At 63.9% G+C, this 21,481-nt stretch carries 23 protein-coding genes; 3 read left to right on the top strand and 20 right to left on the bottom strand.

The features are described 5' to 3' along the window. Window positions 1–75: 75 nt before the first annotated feature. The 5 genes from ACFWZ4_RS12340 to ACFWZ4_RS12320 form a co-directional block, all read right to left on the bottom strand. The gene (locus tag ACFWZ4_RS12340; RefSeq protein ID WP_439704985.1) at window positions 76–1,305 is read right to left on the bottom strand and encodes an MFS transporter; all 1,230 of its coding nucleotides are present in this window, start codon (window positions 1,303–1,305) and stop codon (window positions 76–78) included. A 271-nt stretch (window positions 1,306–1,576) separates the two neighbouring features. Continuing rightward, window positions 1,577–2,338 carry an ABC transporter permease gene (locus tag ACFWZ4_RS12335; protein WP_439704984.1) on the bottom strand — a complete coding sequence of 254 codons (762 nt, stop codon included), beginning with the start codon at window positions 2,336–2,338 and terminating at the stop codon, window positions 1,577–1,579. Further along, the gene (locus ACFWZ4_RS12330) at window positions 2,338–3,300 is read right to left on the bottom strand and encodes an ABC transporter ATP-binding protein (protein ID WP_439704983.1); all 963 of its coding nucleotides are present in this window, start codon (window positions 3,298–3,300) and stop codon (window positions 2,338–2,340) included. Before ACFWZ4_RS12330 ends, ACFWZ4_RS12335 begins: the two co-directional genes overlap by 1 nt. Before the next feature lie 291 nt (window positions 3,301–3,591). Next, window positions 3,592–4,137, bottom strand: a complete 546-nt coding sequence (locus tag ACFWZ4_RS12325) for a DinB family protein (protein WP_439704982.1) — start codon at window positions 4,135–4,137, stop codon at window positions 3,592–3,594. Window positions 4,138–4,229: 92 nt separating this feature from the next. Continuing rightward, window positions 4,230–4,838 (bottom strand): CGNR zinc finger domain-containing protein, encoded by a 609-nt coding sequence (locus tag ACFWZ4_RS12320; RefSeq protein ID WP_439704981.1) that lies wholly within the window; start codon window positions 4,836–4,838, stop codon window positions 4,230–4,232. An 89-nt stretch (window positions 4,839–4,927) separates the two neighbouring features. On the opposite strand from ACFWZ4_RS12320, the gene ACFWZ4_RS12315 reads away from it, so the two are divergent. Both ACFWZ4_RS12315 and ACFWZ4_RS12310 read left to right on the top strand, forming a co-directional pair. Beyond that, on the top strand, window positions 4,928–6,244 hold the full coding sequence (locus ACFWZ4_RS12315) for a glycoside hydrolase family 2 (protein WP_439704980.1): 1,317 nt from the start codon (window positions 4,928–4,930) through the stop codon (window positions 6,242–6,244). A 213-nt stretch (window positions 6,245–6,457) separates the two neighbouring features. Next, entirely contained in the window at window positions 6,458–6,652 is a 195-nt protein-coding gene (locus ACFWZ4_RS12310; protein WP_439704979.1) for a hypothetical protein, read from the top strand. A gap of 22 nt (window positions 6,653–6,674) precedes the next feature. Here ACFWZ4_RS12310 and ACFWZ4_RS12305 read toward each other — a convergent pair whose 3' ends face one another. Beyond that, window positions 6,675–7,058 (bottom strand): VOC family protein, encoded by a 384-nt coding sequence (locus ACFWZ4_RS12305; protein ID WP_439704978.1) that lies wholly within the window; start codon window positions 7,056–7,058, stop codon window positions 6,675–6,677. Window positions 7,059–7,167: 109 nt separating this feature from the next. Continuing rightward, entirely contained in the window at window positions 7,168–8,064 is an 897-nt protein-coding gene (locus ACFWZ4_RS12300) for an acyltransferase (protein ID WP_439704977.1), read from the bottom strand. A gap of 254 nt (window positions 8,065–8,318) precedes the next feature. Between ACFWZ4_RS12300 and ACFWZ4_RS12295 the strand changes: the two genes are divergently transcribed. Next, window positions 8,319–9,233 carry an NADP-dependent oxidoreductase gene (locus tag ACFWZ4_RS12295; protein ID WP_439704976.1) on the top strand — a complete coding sequence of 305 codons (915 nt, stop codon included), beginning with the start codon at window positions 8,319–8,321 and terminating at the stop codon, window positions 9,231–9,233. A 107-nt stretch (window positions 9,234–9,340) separates the two neighbouring features. Here the strand turns inward: ACFWZ4_RS12295 and ACFWZ4_RS12290 are convergent, their stop codons facing one another. The 13 genes from ACFWZ4_RS12290 to ACFWZ4_RS12230 all read right to left on the bottom strand — a co-directional run bounded on the left by ACFWZ4_RS12290 (window position 9,341) and on the right by ACFWZ4_RS12230 (window position 21,115). Beyond that, window positions 9,341–10,585 (bottom strand): TolB family protein, encoded by a 1,245-nt coding sequence (locus ACFWZ4_RS12290; protein ID WP_439704975.1) that lies wholly within the window; start codon window positions 10,583–10,585, stop codon window positions 9,341–9,343. 25 nt (window positions 10,586–10,610) lie between these two features. Continuing rightward, window positions 10,611–10,739 (bottom strand): hypothetical protein, encoded by a 129-nt coding sequence (locus ACFWZ4_RS12285; RefSeq protein ID WP_439704974.1) that lies wholly within the window; start codon window positions 10,737–10,739, stop codon window positions 10,611–10,613. A gap of 89 nt (window positions 10,740–10,828) precedes the next feature. Continuing rightward, window positions 10,829–11,503, bottom strand: coding sequence for a CPBP family intramembrane glutamic endopeptidase (locus ACFWZ4_RS12280; protein WP_439704973.1), 675 nt, complete (start codon window positions 11,501–11,503; stop codon window positions 10,829–10,831). 185 nt (window positions 11,504–11,688) lie between these two features. Next, entirely contained in the window at window positions 11,689–12,168 is a 480-nt protein-coding gene (locus ACFWZ4_RS12275; RefSeq protein WP_439704972.1) for a hypothetical protein, read from the bottom strand. Between the two features lie 85 nt (window positions 12,169–12,253). Continuing rightward, entirely contained in the window at window positions 12,254–13,117 is an 864-nt protein-coding gene (locus ACFWZ4_RS12270) for an IS3 family transposase (RefSeq protein ID WP_439704971.1), read from the bottom strand. Then, on the bottom strand, window positions 13,114–13,407 hold the full coding sequence (locus ACFWZ4_RS12265; RefSeq protein WP_231349321.1) for a transposase: 294 nt from the start codon (window positions 13,405–13,407) through the stop codon (window positions 13,114–13,116). The genes ACFWZ4_RS12270 and ACFWZ4_RS12265 overlap by 4 nt, the downstream gene beginning before the upstream one ends. A 147-nt stretch (window positions 13,408–13,554) precedes the next feature. Continuing rightward, window positions 13,555–14,043 (bottom strand): hypothetical protein, encoded by a 489-nt coding sequence (locus ACFWZ4_RS12260; protein WP_439704970.1) that lies wholly within the window; start codon window positions 14,041–14,043, stop codon window positions 13,555–13,557. A 252-nt stretch (window positions 14,044–14,295) separates the two neighbouring features. Further along, complete coding sequence (locus ACFWZ4_RS12255) at window positions 14,296–14,730, bottom strand: energy transducer TonB (protein WP_439704969.1); 435 nt, start codon at window positions 14,728–14,730, stop codon at window positions 14,296–14,298. 801 nt (window positions 14,731–15,531) lie between these two features. Beyond that, the gene (locus ACFWZ4_RS12250; protein ID WP_439704968.1) at window positions 15,532–16,107 is read right to left on the bottom strand and encodes a hypothetical protein; all 576 of its coding nucleotides are present in this window, start codon (window positions 16,105–16,107) and stop codon (window positions 15,532–15,534) included. A 278-nt stretch (window positions 16,108–16,385) separates the two neighbouring features. Further along, a complete protein-coding gene (locus tag ACFWZ4_RS12245) occupies window positions 16,386–17,195 on the bottom strand; it encodes a GIY-YIG nuclease family protein (protein WP_439704967.1) in 810 nt (269 codons plus the stop codon). Between the two features lie 115 nt (window positions 17,196–17,310). Continuing rightward, window positions 17,311–18,048 (bottom strand): TSCPD domain-containing protein, encoded by a 738-nt coding sequence (locus tag ACFWZ4_RS12240; RefSeq protein WP_439704966.1) that lies wholly within the window; start codon window positions 18,046–18,048, stop codon window positions 17,311–17,313. A gap of 255 nt (window positions 18,049–18,303) precedes the next feature. Further along, on the bottom strand, window positions 18,304–18,918 hold the full coding sequence (locus tag ACFWZ4_RS12235; protein WP_439704965.1) for a histone H1-like repetitive region-containing protein: 615 nt from the start codon (window positions 18,916–18,918) through the stop codon (window positions 18,304–18,306). 46 nt (window positions 18,919–18,964) lie between these two features. Next, the gene (locus tag ACFWZ4_RS12230) at window positions 18,965–21,115 is read right to left on the bottom strand and encodes an adenosylcobalamin-dependent ribonucleoside-diphosphate reductase (RefSeq protein WP_439704964.1); all 2,151 of its coding nucleotides are present in this window, start codon (window positions 21,113–21,115) and stop codon (window positions 18,965–18,967) included. Between the last annotated feature and the right edge of the window lie 366 nt (window positions 21,116–21,481).

Raw genomic sequence — 21,481 nt, 5'->3', positions numbered from 1 at the left:
AAGCGTTCGCGTCGCGATCCTCCGCCGCTGGCGCGCAAGCCCCGCGGAGATACCGCCAGGTGCGCGGGCCGGTCTCTACGGTTCCGCCCGACCGTCACCGGGATGAATCTCAAGCGAGCTGGCGCCCGTGTTCACCATCGGCACGAAGTTGTCGTCCGGGGTCACTTCGCGCTTGCGGTGGACGAAGCGATGGAACGCGTAAGTCGCCAGCGTTCCATCGAGGATGGCGAACCAGACGAACAGCAGCTTCGGTCCGAGCAGGCTCATGAGCGAGCCGGCCAGCAAGGGCCCGAGCGCCGAGCCGATCCCGTTGACCAGGAGCACCGTGCTGGACGCCGTCAACAGCTCGTCGCGGTGCACGTAATCGACCAGGTGCGCCACCGCGATCGGATACAGGGTGAGGCTCATGCCGCCGAAGGCGAAGATCACGACCATCGCCGCCACGCCCCCGGCATCGGGCAGCAGCAGGTTGGTCAGCGCAGCCAGCGCCGCCACCGCACTGATCAACGACAGCGCCAGGCGCCGGTCGATGCGATCGGAAAGCCGTCCCAGCGGCCATTGAAGCACCACGCCGCCGGCCACGCCCACGCTCAAGTAGGTGCCGATGCCGGCCGCGCTCAAACCACGAGCCGCTGCGTAAACCGGCAACAGCCCCCAGAACGCGCCCATCGCCAGGCCGGACAGGAGCGCGCTGACCAGCGCGGTAGGGGCCAGCCGGAACAGGTGCCCGATCCGGACCCGAGGCACCGAGCGGATGTGCGGCTCCGCTTGGCGACTCGTCACCACCGGCAGGCTGGCGGCGCAGAACAGGATCGCCACCATGCAGAACAGCACGAATCCGTCGCCCTGGATGCGCAGGAATTGCTGCGCGGCGGCGGTCGCGCCGAGGTTCACCATCATGTAGATGGCGAAAATGGAGCTCCGATACGCTGGCTCGGCCGCCGCGTTCAGCCAACTCTCGATGATCGCGTACAGGCCCACCAGCAGCAGCCCCTGGAGCAGGCGCAGCACCAGCCACATCCCGTACGCCGGATCGAGCGCCTGCACCAGCACCACCAGGGTCACCAGCGCTGTACAGAACGCGAAGGTGCGGATGTGACCGATGCGGTGGGATAGCCGCGGGACCGAGTAGGTGCCAACCAGGAAACCGGTGTAATACGCCGACGTCAGCAGGCCGATCATCGCCACCGAGAAGCCCAGCGTCCGTCCCTGCAGCGCGATGTGCGAATGGAGCAACCCGACGCCCATCAGCAGGAACAGAGTGCTCAGCAACAGCGACGTCGAGGTACGAAGGCTGGTCAGCATGGATGGGCGGGCAGCACGGCGGAGTGGAAAACAATGCTATCGCCCCGCGCCTGCCGTGCTCCGTGATGGCACGCCGAGCCGCCATGGGCGACATGAGGTGGTTGCGCCGGTCAAGCCTGCCAAACCGTGTCCACGCGCCGGCCGGCGTTGCGCAAGCGGGCCAACGGGACATGCACTACGCCGTCGACTGTTCTGGCCTCGCGGCGGACCGGTTCTTCCCGGGACGAGGAGCGGTGCCCGCGCAGTGGGTCTTTCCGCGGCCGGGCGGCGCTCAGCTCTTGAGCTTGTAGCCGGTCCGGAAGATCCAGCCGATGGCCACCAGGCAGGCGACAAGGAACGCGGCGATAGCCACCAGGCTCGCACCGACGCCCACGTCCGCCAGGTCGTAGAAGCTCCAGCGGAAGCCGCTGACCAGATAGACGACCGGGTTGAGCAGGGTGATCTTTTGCCACAGTGGCGGCAGCATGTGGATGGAATAGAAGCTGCCGCCGAGGAACGTCAGCGGCGTGATCACCAGCAAAGGGATCACCTGCAGCTTCTCGAAGTTGTCCGCCCAGATGCCGATGATGAAACCGAACAGGCTGAAGGTGATCGCCGTCAACAGCAGGAACGCGACCATCAGCAGCGGGTGGGCAATGTGGTAGTCGACGAACAGGCGCGCGGTCGCGAGGATGATCACGCCCACGATCACCGACTTGGTCGCGGCCGCGCCGACGTAGCCTGCGACGATCTCCACGAACGAGACCGGCGCCGAGTGGATCTCGTAGATGGTGCCGGTGAATTTGGGGAAGTAGATGCCGAACGACGCATTGGACACGCTCTGCATCAGCAATGACAGCATGATCAGCCCGGGGATGATGAAAGCGCCATAGCTGACGCCCTCGACCGAGGTGATGCGCGAGCCGATGGCCGATCCGAACACGACGAAATACAGCGAGGTCGAAAGCACCGGCGAGGCGATCGACTGCATCAGCGTGCGCCGCGTGCGGGCCATTTCGAACTTGTAGATGGCGCGTATGGCGTACCAGTTCATCAGCGGCTCCTCACCAGGTCGACGAAGATTTCCTCCAGCGAGCTCTGGCGTGTACTGATATCGCGGAAGCGGATTTGGGCAGCGGCGAGATCGCCGAGCAAGGCGGTGATCCCGGTGTGGTCCGCCTGGGTGTCGTAGGTGTAGGTGAGCTCGGCCCCGTCGGCCGACAGTGCCAGCGCGTATTTCAGAAGCGGCGGTGGAACCGCCTCGAGCGGCTCATGCAGCTGCAGGGTGAGTTCCTTCTTGCCCAGCTTGTGCATGAGCGTGGCGGTTTGCTCCACCAGGACCAGTTCGCCCTTGTTGATCACGCCCACGCGATCGGCCATGTCCTCGGCCTCCTCGATGTAGTGCGTGGTCAGGATGATGGTGACGCCGCTGTCGCGCAGGCGGCGCACCAGGTTCCACATGTCCCGGCGCAGTTCGACGTCGACGCCCGCCGTGGGCTCGTCCAGGAACAGCACGCGCGGCTCATGCGCAAGTGCCTTGGCGATCATCACGCGGCGCTTCATGCCGCCGGACAGCGTCATGATCTTGCTGTGCCGCTTGTCCCACAGCGACAGATCGCGCAGCACCTGTTCGATGTGCTCCGGCTTCGGTGGCAGGCCGAACAGGCCGCGGCTGAAGCTGGCGGTGTTCCACACCGTCTCGAAGGCGTCGGTCGTCAGCTCCTGCGGGACCAGACCGATGCGCGAGCGGGTGGCGCGAAAGTCGCGCACCACGTCATGCCCGTCCACGGTGATCGATCCGTTACCCGGATTGACGATGCCGCAGATGATGCTGATCAGCGTGGTCTTGCCGGCGCCGTTGGGTCCCAGCAGCGCGAAGATCTCGCCGCGCCGGATGTTCAGGTCGATCGGCTTCAGCGCCTGGAAGCCGGAGGCATAGGTCTTGTCCAGGCCTTTGATGACGATCACCGGGTCTACGGTCGTGGGCGCGTGCGCCCCGGTCTGCTGCAAGGTCATCGGCGGGCACTCCACCGTGTTGCACAGTGCATGCTCATGGCGTTCCTTGGGGGTGGGGGGCGATGTCGGCCGCGGTGGCCGGGATCGCCGGGGCATCCTAGCGCGGGCTGGCAGCGGGTGCAGTTGCGGAGCGGATGGCGGGCAATCCGTCAGTGCCCTTCATTCGAGCTTTCGTCCGGGGGCCGGGAAGCCGGTTCGGTCGAGATCAGAGTCCACGCCTGTCGTGGATGCGCCCTGCGTCCCGCCACCTGCCGGACCGCTCTTTCCCCCGTTGCCGTCAAGAGGACCCGGTCAGTTCTCCAGGGGCTGCGGGGCAGATCCGTTCCTTGGCTCCCACGCGGGGATCAAGGCGGAAAGGTCGGTTACGCCGACGTCGACGCCAGGCTGGCTGAAAAGCGTGGTGGCCTGTCCGCGGTGATGCGTCTGGTGGTTGAAGACGTGGCGCAGCACGAGGCCGGCCTCACGGGTGAAGGACTCGCCGGCGCTGTTCGCATAGGTCATCGGCGCCGCGTAAACCGCGTCGGTGGCTTCCAGGGTGAACGCGACCAGCACGTCGTCGATCACCTCGCGCCGCGCGCGCAACCGCTCCAGATCGGGCGACGTGAGGCCGCGGACCAGCTCGGGCAACGGCTCGCTTCGGACCGCGTCCAGCGAAGCGAGCTTCGGGAATCCCGTCGCGAAGCGCCGCAACCAGTGCTCGTCCGCAGCCAGGATGTGTTCGAGCGTGGAAAGAATCGAACCGAAGAACGCTCCCCGGTCGGCCCGCGCCTCCGCATCGCCCAGCTGTCCGGTCGCCGCGTAAAGCCGTGAGTTCATCCACCGGTTGTAGCGGGCCATCAGCTGGAAGTCGGTTGCAAGGGACATGGGTCGAGGCCTGCGAAATGGAGTGCGAACGAGTGAGGATCCATCGGCGGCGACCGGCCGCGGCCTCAGCCGCGCCGGTAGCGCTGCATCTTCTGGGCGGTGCCGCAGGTTTCCATCGCGCACCAGCGGCGGCGGCCGTTCTTGCTGGTATCGAGGAACAGCCAACCGCAGGAGCTGGTGTTGGCGCAACGGCGCAGCCGGGAGATTCCCGGATCGCCGAGCAGGTCCAGCGCATCGAGCGCGATGACCTTGAGGGGCAGCCGCGCGTCGCGCGCATCGGCGCGCCAGTGCATGTGACCGTCCGCGCCGAGCGATTGACTGGCCCACGCCAGGTGCAGCCAGCGGTCGAGCCCGCGCACCGCGCTTGCGGGCGCCACCACGCCGTCGACGCGCGCGGCGAAGAGCGCATGCAGGTGCTCGCGCAGGGCCTCCACGTCGCGCATCAGGGCGGCGCGCCTTTGCACGGTCCGCGGCGCGCGGACGCCATCGCCCGGGCGCAGCGCACCGCTGCGCACGCTCCATGCGATGAAGCGTTGCGGATCCTGCACGTAGTCCTCCACGTTCGCGGCGTACCGGTCGTGGATGGTGTTGACGAAATCCAGGCACAGGCGTCCGCCGTCCAGGCGAACGGCGGCGACCGGCCGTGGCGTCGATGCGGGGTGCGTGGTCGACATGCGGTCCTGCCCGATGGTCCGATCCAATGATTACCAGTCAAGTCGCTTTGAATGGTAGCCTGCCCGGCGACACACGCGACGGGACCCGCATGATGCCCCAATCGGCTGCCGCTTCGACGGCCTCCTCGACCGACGGGACCCAGCGCAGGCTGATGGCCGGCATCGCCATCGCGACGGTAGTGACCCTGGCCCTCATGCTCGTCGACCTTGCCACCGGCGGCCGGCCCGACCCACGGCCGCTGCGCGCCGCATCCTCCCTGCTCGACGGACCCTGGCGCTTCCACACCGGCGACGATCCGCGCTGGTCCGCCCCCGATGCGGACGACAGCGGCTGGGAGACGATCGACCTGACCGCCGCGCCAGGCAGCCATGACGGTGACGTGGGACTGCCCGACTACGTGGGCGGATGGATGGCGCACGGTCATCCCGACTACCACGGCTATGCCTGGTACCGACGCACCGTCGCGGTACCGGCCGGCAATGCCTCCTGGGACATCCTCGGGCCGACCCTGGTCGAGGACGGCTACGAGCTGTACTGGAACGGCCAGCGCTTGGGCGGCTCGGGGCGGCTGGGCCCGGAACCGCGCCTGGTCGGCACGCGGCCGCTGCGGTTCGCCCTGCCCGCCGGCGTGGCGGGCACCCGCGGCGTACTCGCCGTGCGCACCTACATGTCCCCTGGCTCCGGCGCCAGCGCGGAGGGCGGCGGCATGCACACCGCGCCGATCCTGTCGCCGCGGTCCACCGGCGAGGCGCTGCACCGCGTCCAATGGCAGCGCACCATCGCCGGCTACATCCTCGATGCGGTCGAACCGGCGGCCATGCTGGCGCTCGTCGGCCTGGCGCTCGTGGTCGGGCGGCGCAGCAACCGCAAAGGCTTCCTGGTGTTCACCGGCATCGCGCTCGCGCTGACCGCGGAGCGGCGCCTCAACAACGCGATCGTCGCCTGGACGGACCTGCAGGACCTGGCCACCTACGGGTGGCTGGCGTCGGTGATGTGGGTGCCGACGATGACCGCCTGGGTGCTGGCCTGGAACCGCTGGTGCCTGCCCGCGTGGCGGAGCGTCGACATGCTGGCTGTCGCACTGGGCGTTGGCGGCGTGGTCGGCGCCCTGGCCGACCTGCCGGTCTGGGCGAGCGTCGGCCGGCTGGGTTCGATGGCGCTGTTCGTGGTGATCGTCGCGCGCATCGCCCGGAGCGGCTCGATGCGCATCCTGGCGTTCGTCACGCTGGCCTCGATCCTGGCCTCGCTGTTCGGCCCCGAACTGCTCGACCCCCTCGGTGTGCCGGGCATCTGGTTTCCGTTCAACATCGGCGTGGCCCGCACCCAGTACATCTACGCGATCGGCGTCCCGCTGCTGGCCTTCCTGATCGTGCGGACCCTGCGGCCGGGATCCGAGGTCCGTTAGCGGGCACGGGGGTCATCGAGCGGCGTCAGGACGGCGTCTTCGTCCGGTTGGTCCAGTCGTACGCATTCGACGATGGCGCGGTCATCTTGTTGACCGTGGACGCAAGACCGCCAGATCCGTTGGCACGACCGCGCCCGACCGATCCTGTCGCGCTTGCTGCCCTTCGGCAATGGCGCGCACCATCACGCACGAACCAGCATGGGGCGATGGCACATGAGCACCCATAGATGCGACCGGTACACCGAGCGCGGGCCGTACATCGCGTGGCTCTGCAAGATCGACGACGGCGAATACACGATCACCGTCCAAGTTGCAGAGCGTCCGCCAGAGAGCGCCGACGAATTCTTCGCGACCGAGGAGCAGGCCCTTCAGGCGGCCGACGTGCTCGCTCATCGGCTCCAGCAATAGGCCGGCATGGGGCGTTACGGTGCTAGTCCCACCGGTTGGCGTTCTTCGGGTAGCCAGGCCGCTGGACCCGGACGACGCAGAAGCGTTGCCCCGTGGGGGCCTGCATGACCACCCAACGCTCGAGACGCTCAACCACCGTGGCGCCCAGCTTCTCCAGGCGGGCGACCTCGGCAGGGATGTCGTCGGTCTCGATGTCCAGGTGCACGCGACTGTCGTGCCCCACCCGCTGGATCTGGACGATAGGCTCGTCAGGCGGCGTTTCCAGCATGCAGTAGTTGCCGCGCGTGCCCGGATGCGCAGCATCGATGGGACGTCCGAGCGCGGCCGCCCAGAATGCCGCCGCTTGATTCACATCGTCCGTCTTGCAGTCGATCAGCACCGCGCAAAGTCGGGAATGGTGCGCCATGGTTGGGTTGCCTCCGTAACTTGGATTCGAGATGACAGTGCACTGTGACACGTGTTCCCGGCTTGCAGCGCCGGCTTGCCCCGGACAACGCAGGCCCACCTGGGCGGCGTCAGCTGCAATCTTTCAGCAAGCGCTCCACGTCCGCATCCTTCTGCGCCCACAGCGCGTTGATCCACGCCTGGAAACGTTCGCGGAAGGCCGGATCGTTCTCGTAGTCGCCACGCAGGGCCGGTTCGATGGGGCGCTGGCGCACCTGCACGCGTATGTCGCCAATGCGGCCGGCGATCAGGTCCATCATCGAACCGGCGCCGCCCGCATAGACGATGGTGACGTCCAGGATGGCATGCAGGCCCTCGCCCATCGCATCAAGCACGAAGGCGACGCCGCCGGCGCGGGGGCGCAGCAGATGCCGGCAGGGAGAACCCTGCGCCGCGTGCTTGGCGAGGGTGAAGCGCGTGCCCTCGACGAAATTCATCACCGAGACCGGCATGTGGCGAAACTTCTCGCAGGCGCGGCGGGTGGTCTGGCGATCCTTGCCGGCCAGCTCGGGGTGCTTCGCCAGCTGCTCGCGCGAGTGGCGTTTCATGAAGGGGAAATCCAGCGCCCACCACGCCGGCCCCAGCAGCGGCACCCAGATCAACTGGCTCTTGAGGAAGAAGCGCAGGAACGGAATGCGGCGATTGAAGACCTTCTGCAACACCGGGATGTCCACCCAGCTCTGGTGATTGCACAGCACCAGGTAATTGCCGTCCGGCCGCAGGCCCTCCAGCCCCTCGATCTGCCAGCGGGTGCGCGTGAACAGGTCGAACAGCACGCTGTTGACCCCGATCCAGCTCTCCGCGATCACCACCAGCGCGCGCGACAGCATCACGCGCGCGCCACGCCACGGCAGCACCAGCTTCAACAAGGTCAGAGCGAACAGCACCACCACGTGCGCCACCGTGTTGGCGGCAAGCAACAGCATGGCAAGCGGGACGCGCAGCAGCGCGGGCAGCGAGGCGAACATGGGCGGAACCATCGTGGGGCGCTGTAGCGTAGCGCGCGGTTGCCACGGTCGCTTGGCCAGGGTTCGACGGTCACGCGGGCTAAGCGTCAGAGTCGACTCCAAAGTGCACTCCGATCCGTGTTTCCGATGTCTTGAAGAAAACAGGGTTGGACCGGGCTGACCAAAGTGCAGCACTCTGCCAGGGATCCGGTTCAGTAGCGCCGGTCGGGAGGAGGCTCCAATGCCGTCCCGCCATCGCGAAGGAGAAAACCCCAATGAAAGCCATCATCGTGACCGATCAGGCGGCCGGAAAGGCCGGAATGAAACTGTCCGAGCGGCCCGAGCCCACGGCGGCCATAAACGACGTCGTCGTCCGCATCCACGCCTCGGGATGGGTCGGGACCGAGCTGGAGTGGCCTTCGACCTGGACCGATCGCCGCGGCCGTGATCGAACGCCGTCGATCCCCGGCCACGAGCTGGCCGGTGTGGTCACCGCGCTGGGCTACGGCACGACCGGGCTATCGGTAGGGCAGCGGGTGCTCGGCCTGGCGGATTGGTATCGCGACGGCACCCTGGCCGAATATGTGGCGATCGAGGCCCGCAACCTCGCACCGCTGCCGGACGATGTCGACTTCACGGTGGCGACGAGCCTGCCGATCTCGGGACTGACCGCATGGCAAGGGCTGTTCCAGCACGGACGCCTCAAGGCCGGCCAGCGCGTCCTCGCGCACGGTGCGGCGGGAGCCGTCGGCACGATGGTGACGCAACTGGCACGCGAAGCCGGCGCCCACGTCATCGGCACCGGGCGCGCTGCCGACCGCCAGAAGGCGCTCGACTTCGGCGCGCACGAGTTTGTCGATCTGGACAACGACACGCTGGAAGACATCGGCGCGGTCGATCTGGTGTTCGACGTCATCGGCGGTGACATCGGCAAGCGCTCCGCAGGCCTGGTAGGCGCCGGAGGAAGGCTGGTGTCCGCTGTCGGCCCAGCCGAAGTCCCGCGCAACGGAGTGGCGATCGACTTCGTCGTCGAGGCCGATCGCGCGCAACTGAACGAGATCGTCCAGCGCGTGCGCGACGGACGGTTGCGGACGAACATCGGCAGCAATGCGCCCCTCGACGATGCCATCGCCGCGTTCAATGCGACCACGCGCAGCAGCGGGAAGACGGTCATCCACGTGCGTCCGTGAGACCACGAAAACAGGGGTCAGGGTCGGTTTTGAGCGTGCATGCTGACCCCTGTTTGTCGAGCCTCGGCTCAAAAAAAGGCCAGCGAAGTCGCCGGCATTTTTCGTCCTCAGCGCGTGGCGGGGGCCACGAACGCGTCCTGGCCTTCGTAGAGCGCGCCGCCCTTCGTACGGAAGCGCAGGATTGCCTTGGGCGCCGCGGCGGAAAGCGCAGCCTTCCGCACGTCGAAGCGGCATTCGAGGTCATCCCGCCCGTCACCGTTGAGGTCGCGCGCCTGCTTGCGGCAGTCGACCAGGGAAAGCTCGGCGCCAGTGCCGCCGAAGCTCAGCGTGGTCTGATCGACGTCATCGGGAGCGGCCAGGCCCTCCTGAGACAACACCGCCACCCAGAGTTTGCCGTGCTCGTCGGGGTTGACCTCGTTCGCGTCCGATTCCGGCTTGATGTCGATCGAAACCTTGAGCACGTTGCGCACGATCCGCCGCCGCTGCCCGGTGGCCGGATCGTAGAGGCTGACTGCCGCCAGGGCCGGCGCCACGTTGACCTCGTCGGTGAAAACGATCCGGCCATCGCGCGTCCAGACCGGGTCGAGCGCACGGACATTGCCCACGCCCGACAGGCCGCTGCCGTCCGGTTGCACCTCCATCATCGCGTAGCCCTCGGGAGCGACGCGATCGGATGCGAAAACGATACCCAGCGATCCCCAGGACGGATTCCAGTCATGGAAGCCCGCGCTCGTCAGCGGCCGCGGCACGGCGCCCGGCGTCGAGGCCACGATCTGCAGATTGGCGGTGAAATCCGACGAATCGGTTTCCGAGAACACCACGCGGTCGCCCGCGGGCGAGAAGCTGGGATGGTCCTCCTCGCCTGGCAGGCTGGTCAGTCGCTGCGCGTTCTGCCCGTCGGCATCCATGATCCAGATGTCGTTGGTCCCGCCGGCATTGGAGGTGTAGGCGATCTGGCGGCCGTCGGGCGACCACGCCGGCTGCTTGTTGTCCAGGCCGTGCGTCAGCTGGACGAGTCCCGAGCCATCGGGGTTGACCAGCCAGAGGTCAGTGTTCCCATCGGGGCCGAGCGCTTCGAACGCTATCCGACTGCCATCCGGCGACCAGGCCGGATCGCCCTCGGACAATGCGCTCGTCACGATCCGATGCAGATCGCTTCCGTCCAGGTTGCACATCCACAGATGCATGGCGCCGTCGGTGCCATCCATGTCCGCTTCGAACACCACCGTGCTGCCGTCGGGCGAGGGCGAGCCGCTCTTGCTCAGCGGACCGGTCGCATCGTCGGAGGCATGCACCGAGCCGGTGCAGCAGATCAGGCCGAGGACGGCCGTGGAAAGAAACCTGATAGACATGTTCGCTCCCTGTGTATGGGTCGGGTCACGGATTCAAGAAGGCGTCGAGGCCTTGCTTGATGCCCGCCGCTGCCCGTTGGCGTCCGTTGCTTGCATGGACGATGTCCTCGTCCGGTTCATTCAGCCGCGCCACCTCGACGATGGCCGCGGTCATCTTGGTGACCGTGGGCCTTTGATTCCCTCCGCCCCTTTATTACAGCGGGCCTGGGGCAAGCAAAGGCGCGCGCCGGTGGAGACTGGCGTCTACAGATAACCCAGCCGAATCAGCGTGAACGCGCTCATGTCGGCGCAGGCATGGAAGCTGATCACGTACCACAGATTGGCCGGCCGCCAACTGCGCACCGCGGCGGCGAACAGCGCGAACACCAACGCATTGGCCACCCCGAAGGCGCCCAGTTGAGCGTGATAGGCGGCGAACGCCAGCACCGTCAGCAACAACGCCAGCCCGGGCTGCGCGCGTCCGGCCGGCAGGTGCCGCATCAGCACCACGTGCAGGAAGCCGCGGAACTCGAGCTCTTCATAAAAGCCGCCGATCATCCACGCCATCGCCAGGGCGATCAGGTAGCCGGAGACATGGGTGCGCACAAAGGCGAAATCGGAAAAGTCCGGCCGTTCGCCCAGCAGGGCCGCGAGCACCGGACCGATCATCACGACGTTGGCCGCCGCGTAAAGCATCCCAAGCGACCCGCCCACCAGCAACGCTCCGATGCGCAGCCCGCGCCAGCGAAACCCCGTATCCACCCAACGCAAGCCCAGGCCGCGCAGCATCACGGTGCAAAGCCCGAGCCCCACCAGCGGGTAAAGCATCATCGGCACGCCCAGGTGCGGCGCAACCAGCACCACGAGCGTGCCCAGCGCAATGAGGCTCGCCCTCCCCGGCGCGCGGCCGGGCGAACTGTTTGGAAGCTCGCGCTTCATGTTCCGACTAAAAGGGGCGGGGGCGAATACGTCAAGGGTTCAGCAGCCGGCGGCTTTTCCCGGACAGATCTTCCGCTCCCTTCCAACAAAAGGGGTCAACAAAAGTAGGCAGGCTCATTTACGAGATCCATTAAATGAACCTGACCCCTTTTTTCTGGAAACGGGCCACGTCAATGTAATGCGCGTTATCTCCAAAAGCGCGCGTCCTTGAGAAGGGCCCGCACAGCTTGCGGCGCCGTCCCGAGGTCTGACCTGGTCAACCAGAATTGCATCAAGTTCGGCGGGAACGACCCATACGCCAGGCAGGGGGCCGCCGGGCCAGAGAAAGACACATTGCAGGATACGTACCATTCCCCGCCGGGAGACGGGGCAATGTTCTTGTAGACCGTATAGTTGCCCCCGCCGATATTCGCTTCGGCTTCGAGGTAGCCATCCACGGAACTTGGTGAAAACCCCAGCGCCCTGGCCTGCAGCACGCCTCTTCTAATGGAGCCGCCAACCATTGATTGTTCGTCCCTGGTGACCAAGAACGAATAGTCCTCGCCATCGGCAGATACGCTTAGCGAACTCACTGACTGACGATCATCAGCGATCCGACCAGACGAGCCGGAAGATGCGCATTGCGCGAGGCTGGAAAGCAGTCCTGCGGCGAGGATCCATCTCATGATTAACCTCCTGATCGGAGATGAAAAATCACAAAACCAAAAAAGGGGTCAGGTTGAGCCACCCCCGCTTTCTCGGACGGTCTAATTAAGCACCTTCAGCCAGTCTCTCGAAGGCCTCGGGTGAGCGATAGCCAAGGCTGCTGTGCAGCCTTTGGCGGTTATAGAAGCCCTCGATGTAGCGGAAGATCTCGGTGCGCGCCTCCTCGCGCGTGGCAAAGGGCTGGTGGTGGGTGAGCTCCTGTTTCAGGGAGCTGAAGAAGCTTTCCATGGCTGCGTTGTCGTAGGGCATGCCTTTGCGGCTCATGCTCGCCGTGAGTCCCGCTTGCTGCAGTTGTTGCTGGTAGGCCTTGCTGGTGTATTGCGAGCCTTGGTCGCTGTGGTGGATGGCGCCTTTGGCCGGCTTGCGGCGGCCCAAGGCCATGGCGAGCGCCTCGCTGGCGAGCGCCTGATCGGCACGCTCGCCCATGGCCCAGCCGACGATCCGGCGGCTGTGTAGGTCGAGCACGGCGGCCAGGTACAGCCAGCCGCGATGTGTCGGTACGAAGGTGATGTCCGCCACCCATACCGCGTTCGTACGCGGGCTATGGAAAGGCCAGGTGAGGTGGTTAGGCGCTGCAGGCACACGCTGGTAGGTCGCGCGAGCCTGCACGTAGCGCCGGCGACGGCGGGTCTGGATGGCGTGGTCACGGCGAAGCCGCCGCACTCGGTTACGCCCGCAGGACTCTCCTTGCTGCCGAAGGGCGCGCCACAAGCGCTCGGTGCCATAGGCCTCGCGGGTCTGCACATGCAGGCACCGAATGCGCTCCAGGAGCCGCTGATCCTCACAGGCTCTGCGGCTCGGCTGGCGCGAGCGCCACGCGTAGTAGCCGCTCGGCGACACACGCAGCGCCCGGCACAGCGAGCGCACCGGGTACTCCTTCGCCTGGCCTGCGATCCAGGCGTACTTCACCGCAGCTCCCGCGCGAAGTACGCCGCCGCTTTTTTTAGGATCTCGTTCTCTTCCTTGAGGCGTGCCACCTCGCGCTGCAAAGCCGCCAGCTCGTCGCTGCTGGCCTTAGGCCTGCCGCTGCCGCGGAAAGCCTGCTCGCCCTTGGACTCCAGCTCATCGGCCCACTTGTAGAGCCGGTTGCGAGGGATGCCCAACTCGCGTGCCACCTCAGCTACTGGCCGCCCGGACCGGCGCATCAACTGGACCGCCTCACGCTTGAACTGTGCGGTAAACCGCTGCCGTTTCTCCATCGAACACCTCCGTGCGAGGATTGTCCTCGCTTTGTGGTGTCCGAGAGAGCGGGACCAGCCCAGGTACATTTTCGAAGTCTAGAAAATGAACCTGGCCCCTTTTCGACGCACCTTTATTGGTTTTTTGGCTGCAAACCCTGCTTTTCGCTAGCGCCCATCTTCTAGTTCGGTGTTTTTCTTAAGCAGCAGTACGTTCCCAAAAGGTCCCGCCGTGCTTTGGTTTGCAGCCGAGAGAACCCAATTCGCCTGTGACCACGACAAAACTTCAATGTCCACAGGCCGCCCGGCTTGGTTTATCGCGCGTACATGCTCATCAGAAGTGGGCTCACCATAGGATTGCCTAAGGCGCGCAGACACCTGGCCAAATTGGTCGATATCGATGTTAGCGACCCTAATGCCAACGATCTTCCCGTGAAAGCCTGGCCCCTGAAAGTAGACCAACATCACCACATCTGCACCAGCAAACTTGGTCCGCCCTGTTTTGCAGACGACGATTTCGTTGCGTAATACTGAGCAATCTGCTCCCGGATCGATCCGCCTGAACTGAGGCAACGGGAGCCCCAGTTTAAGGTGGTTTATCTCTGGGTCATCGGCAGCAATAGCAAGCGCCGAATGGAATAGCAAAAGAATGGACAACAACCGCCTCATAGAACCCCCAACTGGAAGGCGAAGAATGGGGAGGCTCACTTTATACGCAGAGTTTGCGAACCTGGTCCGGCAGCCTAGGACGGCAGAAATCTGACCGATTTAATTCCCTCCGTCCCCTCTTTTTTGCAGCTAAGCAACGCCACAATATTGACGATCTTCCGAAGCATACTCTTTCCCCCTGTCTTTATTGCATCCAGCCTTTCATCTAGTGCCGACGACGGAAAGGGAACGGGGGAGGAATTATCCCGCTTTAATTGCCTCCGTCCCCTTTATTGTCCGCATCTCCATGTACGGCCCGTTGCGCAGGTAACGCAGGGTCACGCCAAAATTGCCGTCTTCGTGCTTCACGATCTCCAGCGTGGCTTGTGCCCAGGTGCGCCCCGTCACCGGCTTCCCCGATACCCGCGTCGGCTGGAAGCGCCACTTCGACGCCACCTGTACAGCCGCCTGCTTCAGCACGGGCGGCAGAGGCCCGTAAGGCGGAGCCTGCAGGATCTGGCGCCCGAAATTGGGCATCAGAAACGGCTGGGGGTCCATCACCTTCACTGCGGCGACCTGACCCTGCGTATCGATGTCCAGTTGCAGGCTAACCGGCTGCTCGCGCACTACGTCTTGCGCCACCGCCCCCGTGACCGCGAGCAGCCACGCCGCCACAACCATGCTCAATCGGTGCATCCCCCACCTCCATCAAGACACCGGGTTGGTTCGTTTACAGAGGTCGCGTTCAACTCTCGGGAACCGGCCCCATTTTTTTCGACCCCAAAAGAAAATGGCATCCGGCCCGTTGCGCTCGAAAAGTGAATCTGACCCCGTTATTTTCGCAAACGGGGTCAGAGTCGACTTTACAAAAAAGCGCACTCTGACCCCTGTTTTTGGTTTTGGTCATGAGAGCAAAATCTTGAGAACAAGCCACGATGCGCGTGAAAATGCCCACAGCGTCGCAACGTCGACGATGAAATCGACCCAGCTCTGTCTATTTATCCAACGCCAGGCATCGTATGTTCGCGAAAGGTGGTGGTTATTGCACTCGGGATCACCCCTGGCTTCGAGGTGCTTGTCGTAGGCTCCACAATACATGTGCCAGGCCGCCCACTTATTGACGAGGGCCAGTCCAATCTGGAGAGAAACTCCGACGACGAAAAGTGTAACTATGGTTCTTAGTTGGGGAGATGCTGACAGCTTCGCCGGTGCGTCTTTACCAAGCAAAAAAAGGGCCGGCCCGCCGATGCCGTACGCAACTAGCCAAGACCGCAGCGTTTTGGAGTACTCCGCGTAATTCGCGAAATGACCTTCGTAGTCACTAACGTCCCGCCCCATCGATCTCTCCTCCAAATATTCAAGCCTTATTTCTCGAAGGCGCACTTTTCAAACGTCTTTTGGCGTTAGATAAGAGACAGTCTTAAAGCAGGCAATCGCTCTCCAAACAGACCACAAGGACGCGGAGCGAGCGCCGAACATTAATTAAGCCTATGATTTTCAATCAACTTCAGTGACGCAGTGAGTCCAAGCCTCAACCATAAGACCCATCTGGGACTCAAATGGTAATCTTGAGGTCAATATTCTTTCGACCTCTCTTACGCAAGCGAGAGATAAACGCGCATTCTCCAGGGTTATGCTTGATTCGAACTTCGAAAGCGGCTCCTGAATTCGGTTGACTGCCAAACCATCGTAATCTGCATTGGCTAGCGTGTACTTAGCCAGAACTCTCTCGGGCTTACCATGAGCGGTTGCGTTGCGGAACGTCAACAGTGCCTTAAGTTGCTGCCAAGGTGCACAGCCCTTGTCGTAGTCTATTTTTAGAGTACCGCATAGCAACCTAATTTTTGCCCACGCAGGAATCTGCTCAAAGTCCTTCCATCCCGGAACCACGCGATACCCAATAGCATTACAGAGCGCCTCCACTGACAGCGCGCTCATCACCATCGCTGTCAGGATATGTAGTTCCCGCCCGCTGACGTGACGCTGCTGAGCAGCAAAGACGGAAGCGCCGGCCGCACGCAGGAGCATATGGTGGGGAGAGAAGTAGCGTTCCTCAGTGATTTGCACATTCACGCTACCGTTTCCTCTACGAGAACGTACCTACCCAAGGGAATTAGGGCTGCTTCCGATAGTTCATGACGCGTCCCGCCTGAACATTGCCCAGCCGCGTGACTTACTCTCAGGCTGCTTGGTAAACCCTGCAAAAAAAAGGGGGCGTGGCGAATTAAGTAGGTCGCCCATATGCAAGCAACCCTGTTTAATTAGCCACGCCCCTTTTATTCCTCACGTCAGCGAACTCCCAATCCTGCGCTTGGAAGAGAACTCGCCAGCCTGGTTATTAACCTGAGGGTTTAGACAACCATATTATCGACACGCTGCTCCTGCCATTGTGCATATGTCACACCGCTATCCTTATCGACCCACGAGATCCGACCATTTGTCGGTCGTCCTGACACGATTGCGGCCGCAGCACTGGGACTAGAGAAAGCGAAATCGATCGTGAATCTGCGCACACCCGCCTCCACGTCCGACAACACGCCATCCTGGACCAGCTGTTCGAACAACAATTGATATCCCGCGTGGTGTGAGCTGCTCCAATGGTCGCGAGACGTTGAGCCGCTCAATACGATGAAGTCGCCGTCCTGCTCGCGCGCCTCGGCAGATACGCCATGCTTAGGAACACTCATCGAGAATATCGGCATGGCATTGGCGGGCCCCGAGGTCAGACAATTTCGGGGGCCTATATGTGGCCGGCTGCGCAAAAAGTCAAAGCCCAGAACGGGAAGAACGGTTCTAATCTGCTCATCAAAAAAAGCCATGTCGGCCTTATCGGCCTCGGGCAACGAGGTGTAGTCGGGCTGATTGCCATTCTCCAACACGGATCTTCCCGAGTCTCTTGCGGCAGCGATCAACAAGCTTTCTAGATGTTTAACATGCGCTTTTGTTAAATTATGATCTTTGCTAGTTACAACGCATACACGTTCCCAAAAATCCTTACCACCCTGCTCGCCTGAGCGGTTGTGCTGCTTAAGGCGTACAGCTACGTCGTCTGTCTCTCCGATATAGACTCGGGTACGCGCAAGGTTGTCGAAGTCTGGGCCAACTAAAAAATAAACACCCGTACGCGCAATTTCGGGCCGCTGAAGAAGATCGGCGAGCATGGAACGAGGTCCGGTCAATACGTGGCCTGTCCAATTCATAATCTCAGCCGTAATCAGCCCACTAGGGCTGCCGTCAACGAGAAAGAGACGTAATGTACGTCCGCCCATTTTTAGATCACCCGCACTTCGAATACCCACAATTCAAACAAGTCTGACACCCATCCATCAGCACCAGCGCCTGCGTATTGCACTTGGCGCACAAGGTCGCCCCCGGCGGAAACCCACCGGCACTGCTCTCGCTGCTGGACGCCGCCGCCTCAGCCGCCTTCTTACCCGCCGCAGCCGCCTCGTAAGCCGCCCGCTTCTCGGCCACCAGCTTCTTCTGCGCCTCATCCATCTCCGGATCATGGATGAGCCCGATGTTCTTCATATGCTGCTCGATCACGGCGCCAATCTCGGCCACGATGCTCGGCATATAAACCCCACCGGCCTTGAAGTACCCACCGCGCGGGTCGAACACCGCCTTCATCTCCTCCACCAGGAAGGTCACGTCGCCGCCCTTGCGGAACACGGCGGAGAGGATGCGGGTGAGCGCGACGATCCACTGGAAGTGGTCCATGTTCTTCGAGTTGATGAAGATCTCGAACGGCCGGCGCATCTCGTGCGGGGTGCCCTGGTTGAGCACGATGTCGTTGATGGTGACGTACAGCGCGTGCTCGAACAGCGGCGACTTGATCTTGAAGGTGGAGCCGACCAGCGATTCGGGCCGCTCGACGCTCTCGTGCATCTGGATGATCTCGGCCTGGCGCGGCTCGGCGGCCTTCTTCTCGGGCGCGGCGGCGGCCGGGGCGGCCTTCTCTTCGGGCTTGACGACCTGGTAGCCCTTGATCTTCTTTTCGATCTTGATCGTCATGGGTGTTTTCTCTTTCTCTGGCGGGCCGTCGACGGGCGGCCGGTGGTTGGACGAGGCGTGGAAGCTCGCAGAAGGGGGAATCCATCTGGGGCGGCCCGTCGAGGGCAGGAGCAAATGGATTTCCGCTTGTGCGCAACGGTAGTGCGCGCGGTTGGTGGCTTTCGGTTCGCGGTCCCTGGCGGGAGGGCGGTGCGCGCGGCGCGGGTGGTGCTGAAGACTCCGGCCCGGGCGAACCCGGGCCGGAGACGGTAGGGCTTACTTGCGGCGGGCAGCCTTCTTCGGCGCCGCCTTCTTGCTGGCAGTGGACCGCTTGACCGTCGACTTGGCGACGGCCTTCTTGCTGGCGGACTTCTTCCCTGCCGCCTTCTTGGGAGCGGCCTTCTTCATGGCCGTCTTCTTGCTGCTGACCTTCTTGGCCGGCGACTTCCTGGCAACCGCCTTCTTCGAAGCGCCCTTCTTGGCAGCGGCCTTCTTCGGAGCCGCCTTCTTGGCGGCAGCCTTCTTCGGCGCAGCCTTCTTGGCGGCGGCCTTCTTCGGCGCAGCCTTCTTGGCAGCGGCCTTCTTCGGCGCAGCCTTCTTGGCGGCGGCCTTCTTCGGTGCAGCCTTCTTGGCGGCGGCCTTCTTCGGCGCAGCCTTCTTGGCGGCGGCCTTCTTCGGTGCAGCCTTCTTGGCGGCGGCCTTCTTCGGCGCGGCCTTCTTGGCGGCGGCCTTCTTCGGAGCCGCCTTCTTGGCCGACGACTTCTTCGGCGCAGCCTTCTTCGCCGGTGCCGGCGTCTGCGGAGCCGGGGCGCCCATCGGCGCAGCGGCCGGCGTGTCGCCCGTGGACGGCATGGAACTGTTCTGCGCTTGGTTCTCGGTATCGATGGACATCTGGTCTTCCCCTCCGACTTAGGTTTTTGTGTGAGACCTGCGTTGGCTAGAACTTGCCGTAATAGCCTTCCTTCAGGGCATCGAACAGGTTGGCGGCGGTGTGCATTTCGCCGTCGTATTCCACCTGCTCATTTCCCTTCAGTTCGATAACGCTACCGTCTTCCAATTCAAAGCGGTAGAGGGTGTTCGCAAGGTCCGTCTCCTTGACCAGCACGCCCTGGAAGGCGGCAGGGTTGAAGCGGAAGGTGGTGCATCCCTTCAGGCCCTGCTTGTAGGCGTAGAAGTAGATGTCCTTGAAGTCTTCGTACGGGTAGTCGGTGGGGACGTTGGCGGTCTTGGAAATGGACGAGTCGATCCACTTCTGCGAGGCGGCCTGGATGTCCACGTGTTCCTTCGGGCTGATGTCGTCGGCGGCTACGAAGTACTCGGGCAGCTTGTTGGCCGCCTCGTCGGTGAACGGCAGCGCGTTCGCGTTGATGAGGGCGCGGTAGGCGAGCAGCTCGTAGCTGTAGACCTCGACCTTTTCCTTGGACTTCTTGCCCTCGCGGATCACGTTGCGCGAGTAGTGGTGGGCGAAGCTGGGCTCGATGCCGTTGGAGGCGTTGTTGGCCAGCGACAGCGAGATGGTGCCGGTCGGCGCGATCGAGCTGTGGTGGGTGAAGCGCGCGCCGGTCTCGGCGAGCTGCTCGACCAGGTTCGGCGCGACGGAGGCGATGCGCTGCATGTAGCGGCTGTACTTGGCGTGCAGCACGCTGCCGCGGATGGTGTCGCCGACCTTGTAGCCGTCCTTGGCCATCTCCGGGCGCTTGCGCAGCATGTCGCCGGTGACGGTGTAGTCCTTCGCCAGCACCGGGGCCGGGCCCTTTTCCTTGGCCAGATCCAGTGCGACTTCCCAGCCGGCGACGGCCATCTCGCGCGAGACGTCCTCGGTGAAGCCGACCGCCGCTTCGGAGCCGTAGCGCATCTTGAGCATGGTCAGGGTCGAGCCCAGGCCGAGGAAGCCCATGCCGTGGCGGCGCTTGCTCATGATCTCGTTGCGCTGCTGCTCCAGCGGCAGGCCGTTGATCTCGACTACGTTGTCGAGCATGCGGGTGAACACCTTGACCACTTCGCGGTATTCGTCCCAGTCGAAGCGGGCCTTCGGGCCGAACGGGTCGCGCACGAAGGTGGTCAGGTTGATCGAGCCGAGCAGGCAGGAGCCGTACGGCGGCAGCGGCTGCTCGCCGCACGGATTGGTGGCGCGGATGTGCTCGCACCACCAGTTGTTGTTCATCTCGTTGACCTTGTCGATCAGGATGAACCCGGGCTCGGCGTAGTCATACGTCGAGACCATGATCATGTCCCACAGGTGCCGCGCGCGGATGGTGCCGTAGATCTTGCAGGCGACCAGGCCGTCCTCGCGGTCGACATAGTTCTCGTGGGTGGGCCACTCGCGCCAGACGACCTTGGTCGGGTCGGTCAGGTCGATCTCGCCCTGCTCCTTGACGTGCACCGGGAACACCAGCGGCCAGTCCTGGTCGTGCTCGACCGCCTGCATGAAGCCGTCGGTGATCAGCAGGGAGAGGTTGAACTGGCGCAGCCGGCCGTCCTCGCGCTTGGCGCGGATGAATTCCTTGGCGTCCGGATGCGAGATATCGAACGTGCCCATCTGCGCACCGCGGCGGCCGCCGGCCGACGACACGGTGAAACACATCTTGTCGTAGATATCCATGAACGACAGCGGGCCGGAAGTGTAGGCTCCGGCGCCGGAGACGTACGCGCCGCGCGGGCGCAGCGTGGAGAACTCGTAGCCGATGCCGCAGCCGGCCTTCAGCGTCAGGCCCGCTTCGTGGACTTTCTCCAGGATGTCGTCCATCGAGTCGCGGATGGTGCCGGACACGGTGCAGTTGATCGTGGAGGTCGCCGGCTTGTGTTCCAGCGCACCGGCGTTGGAGGTGATGCGGCCGGCCGGGATCGCGCCGCGGCGCAGCGCCCACAGGAAGCGCTCGTACCAGTGCGCGCGCAGCTCGTCGGTCGCCTCGACGTCGGACAGAGCGCGCGCGACGCGCTGCCAGGTCTCGTCGATGGTGCCGTCCACCGGCTCGCCGGCCTTGGTGCGCAGGCGGTACTTCTTGTCCCAGATGTCGTAGGAAGCCGGCTGCAGCGGGATGGCCGTGGCATCACGGTTGGCGGCGACTGGTGCACGCATCGTGCTCATCGGATTGTCTGTCTCCCGGCCTTGCGACCCATCTGTTGTTTTGACCAACGCCGGCGCTGCGCCGCCGGTTCCCTTCGGGGCCCTGGCGAGGCGAAGCGTGTGCGTTTTCCTTGAATATCCGGCCTTCCGGCGCCTCCCCCGAGGTTGCCGCATCGACACAGCACTTGGGTGGGAGCCCGAACGACTCACACAAGATGTTGTGGTGCGACCGGGCATGAACGGTATCGCCGGGCTGCGTAGGCGTCAACAGATATTTCTGTAGGTCGCGGCCTGCATCGGCTGGCGCTGGATCCGCCGCGCGTTGCCGTCACCGTGGAACCCCGGGGCCAGGTTTACAGTCGCAGGGATCGGTACGTTTCATTCTGA

Origin of the sequence: Frateuria sp. GZRe12, assembly GCF_051900535.1 — a bacterium.
In the GTDB taxonomy this organism is placed as follows: domain Bacteria; phylum Pseudomonadota; class Gammaproteobacteria; order Xanthomonadales; family Rhodanobacteraceae; genus Frateuria_A.
The sequence above is the reverse complement of the archived record's forward strand: the minus strand, read 5'-3'. Positions and strand labels throughout refer to the sequence as shown.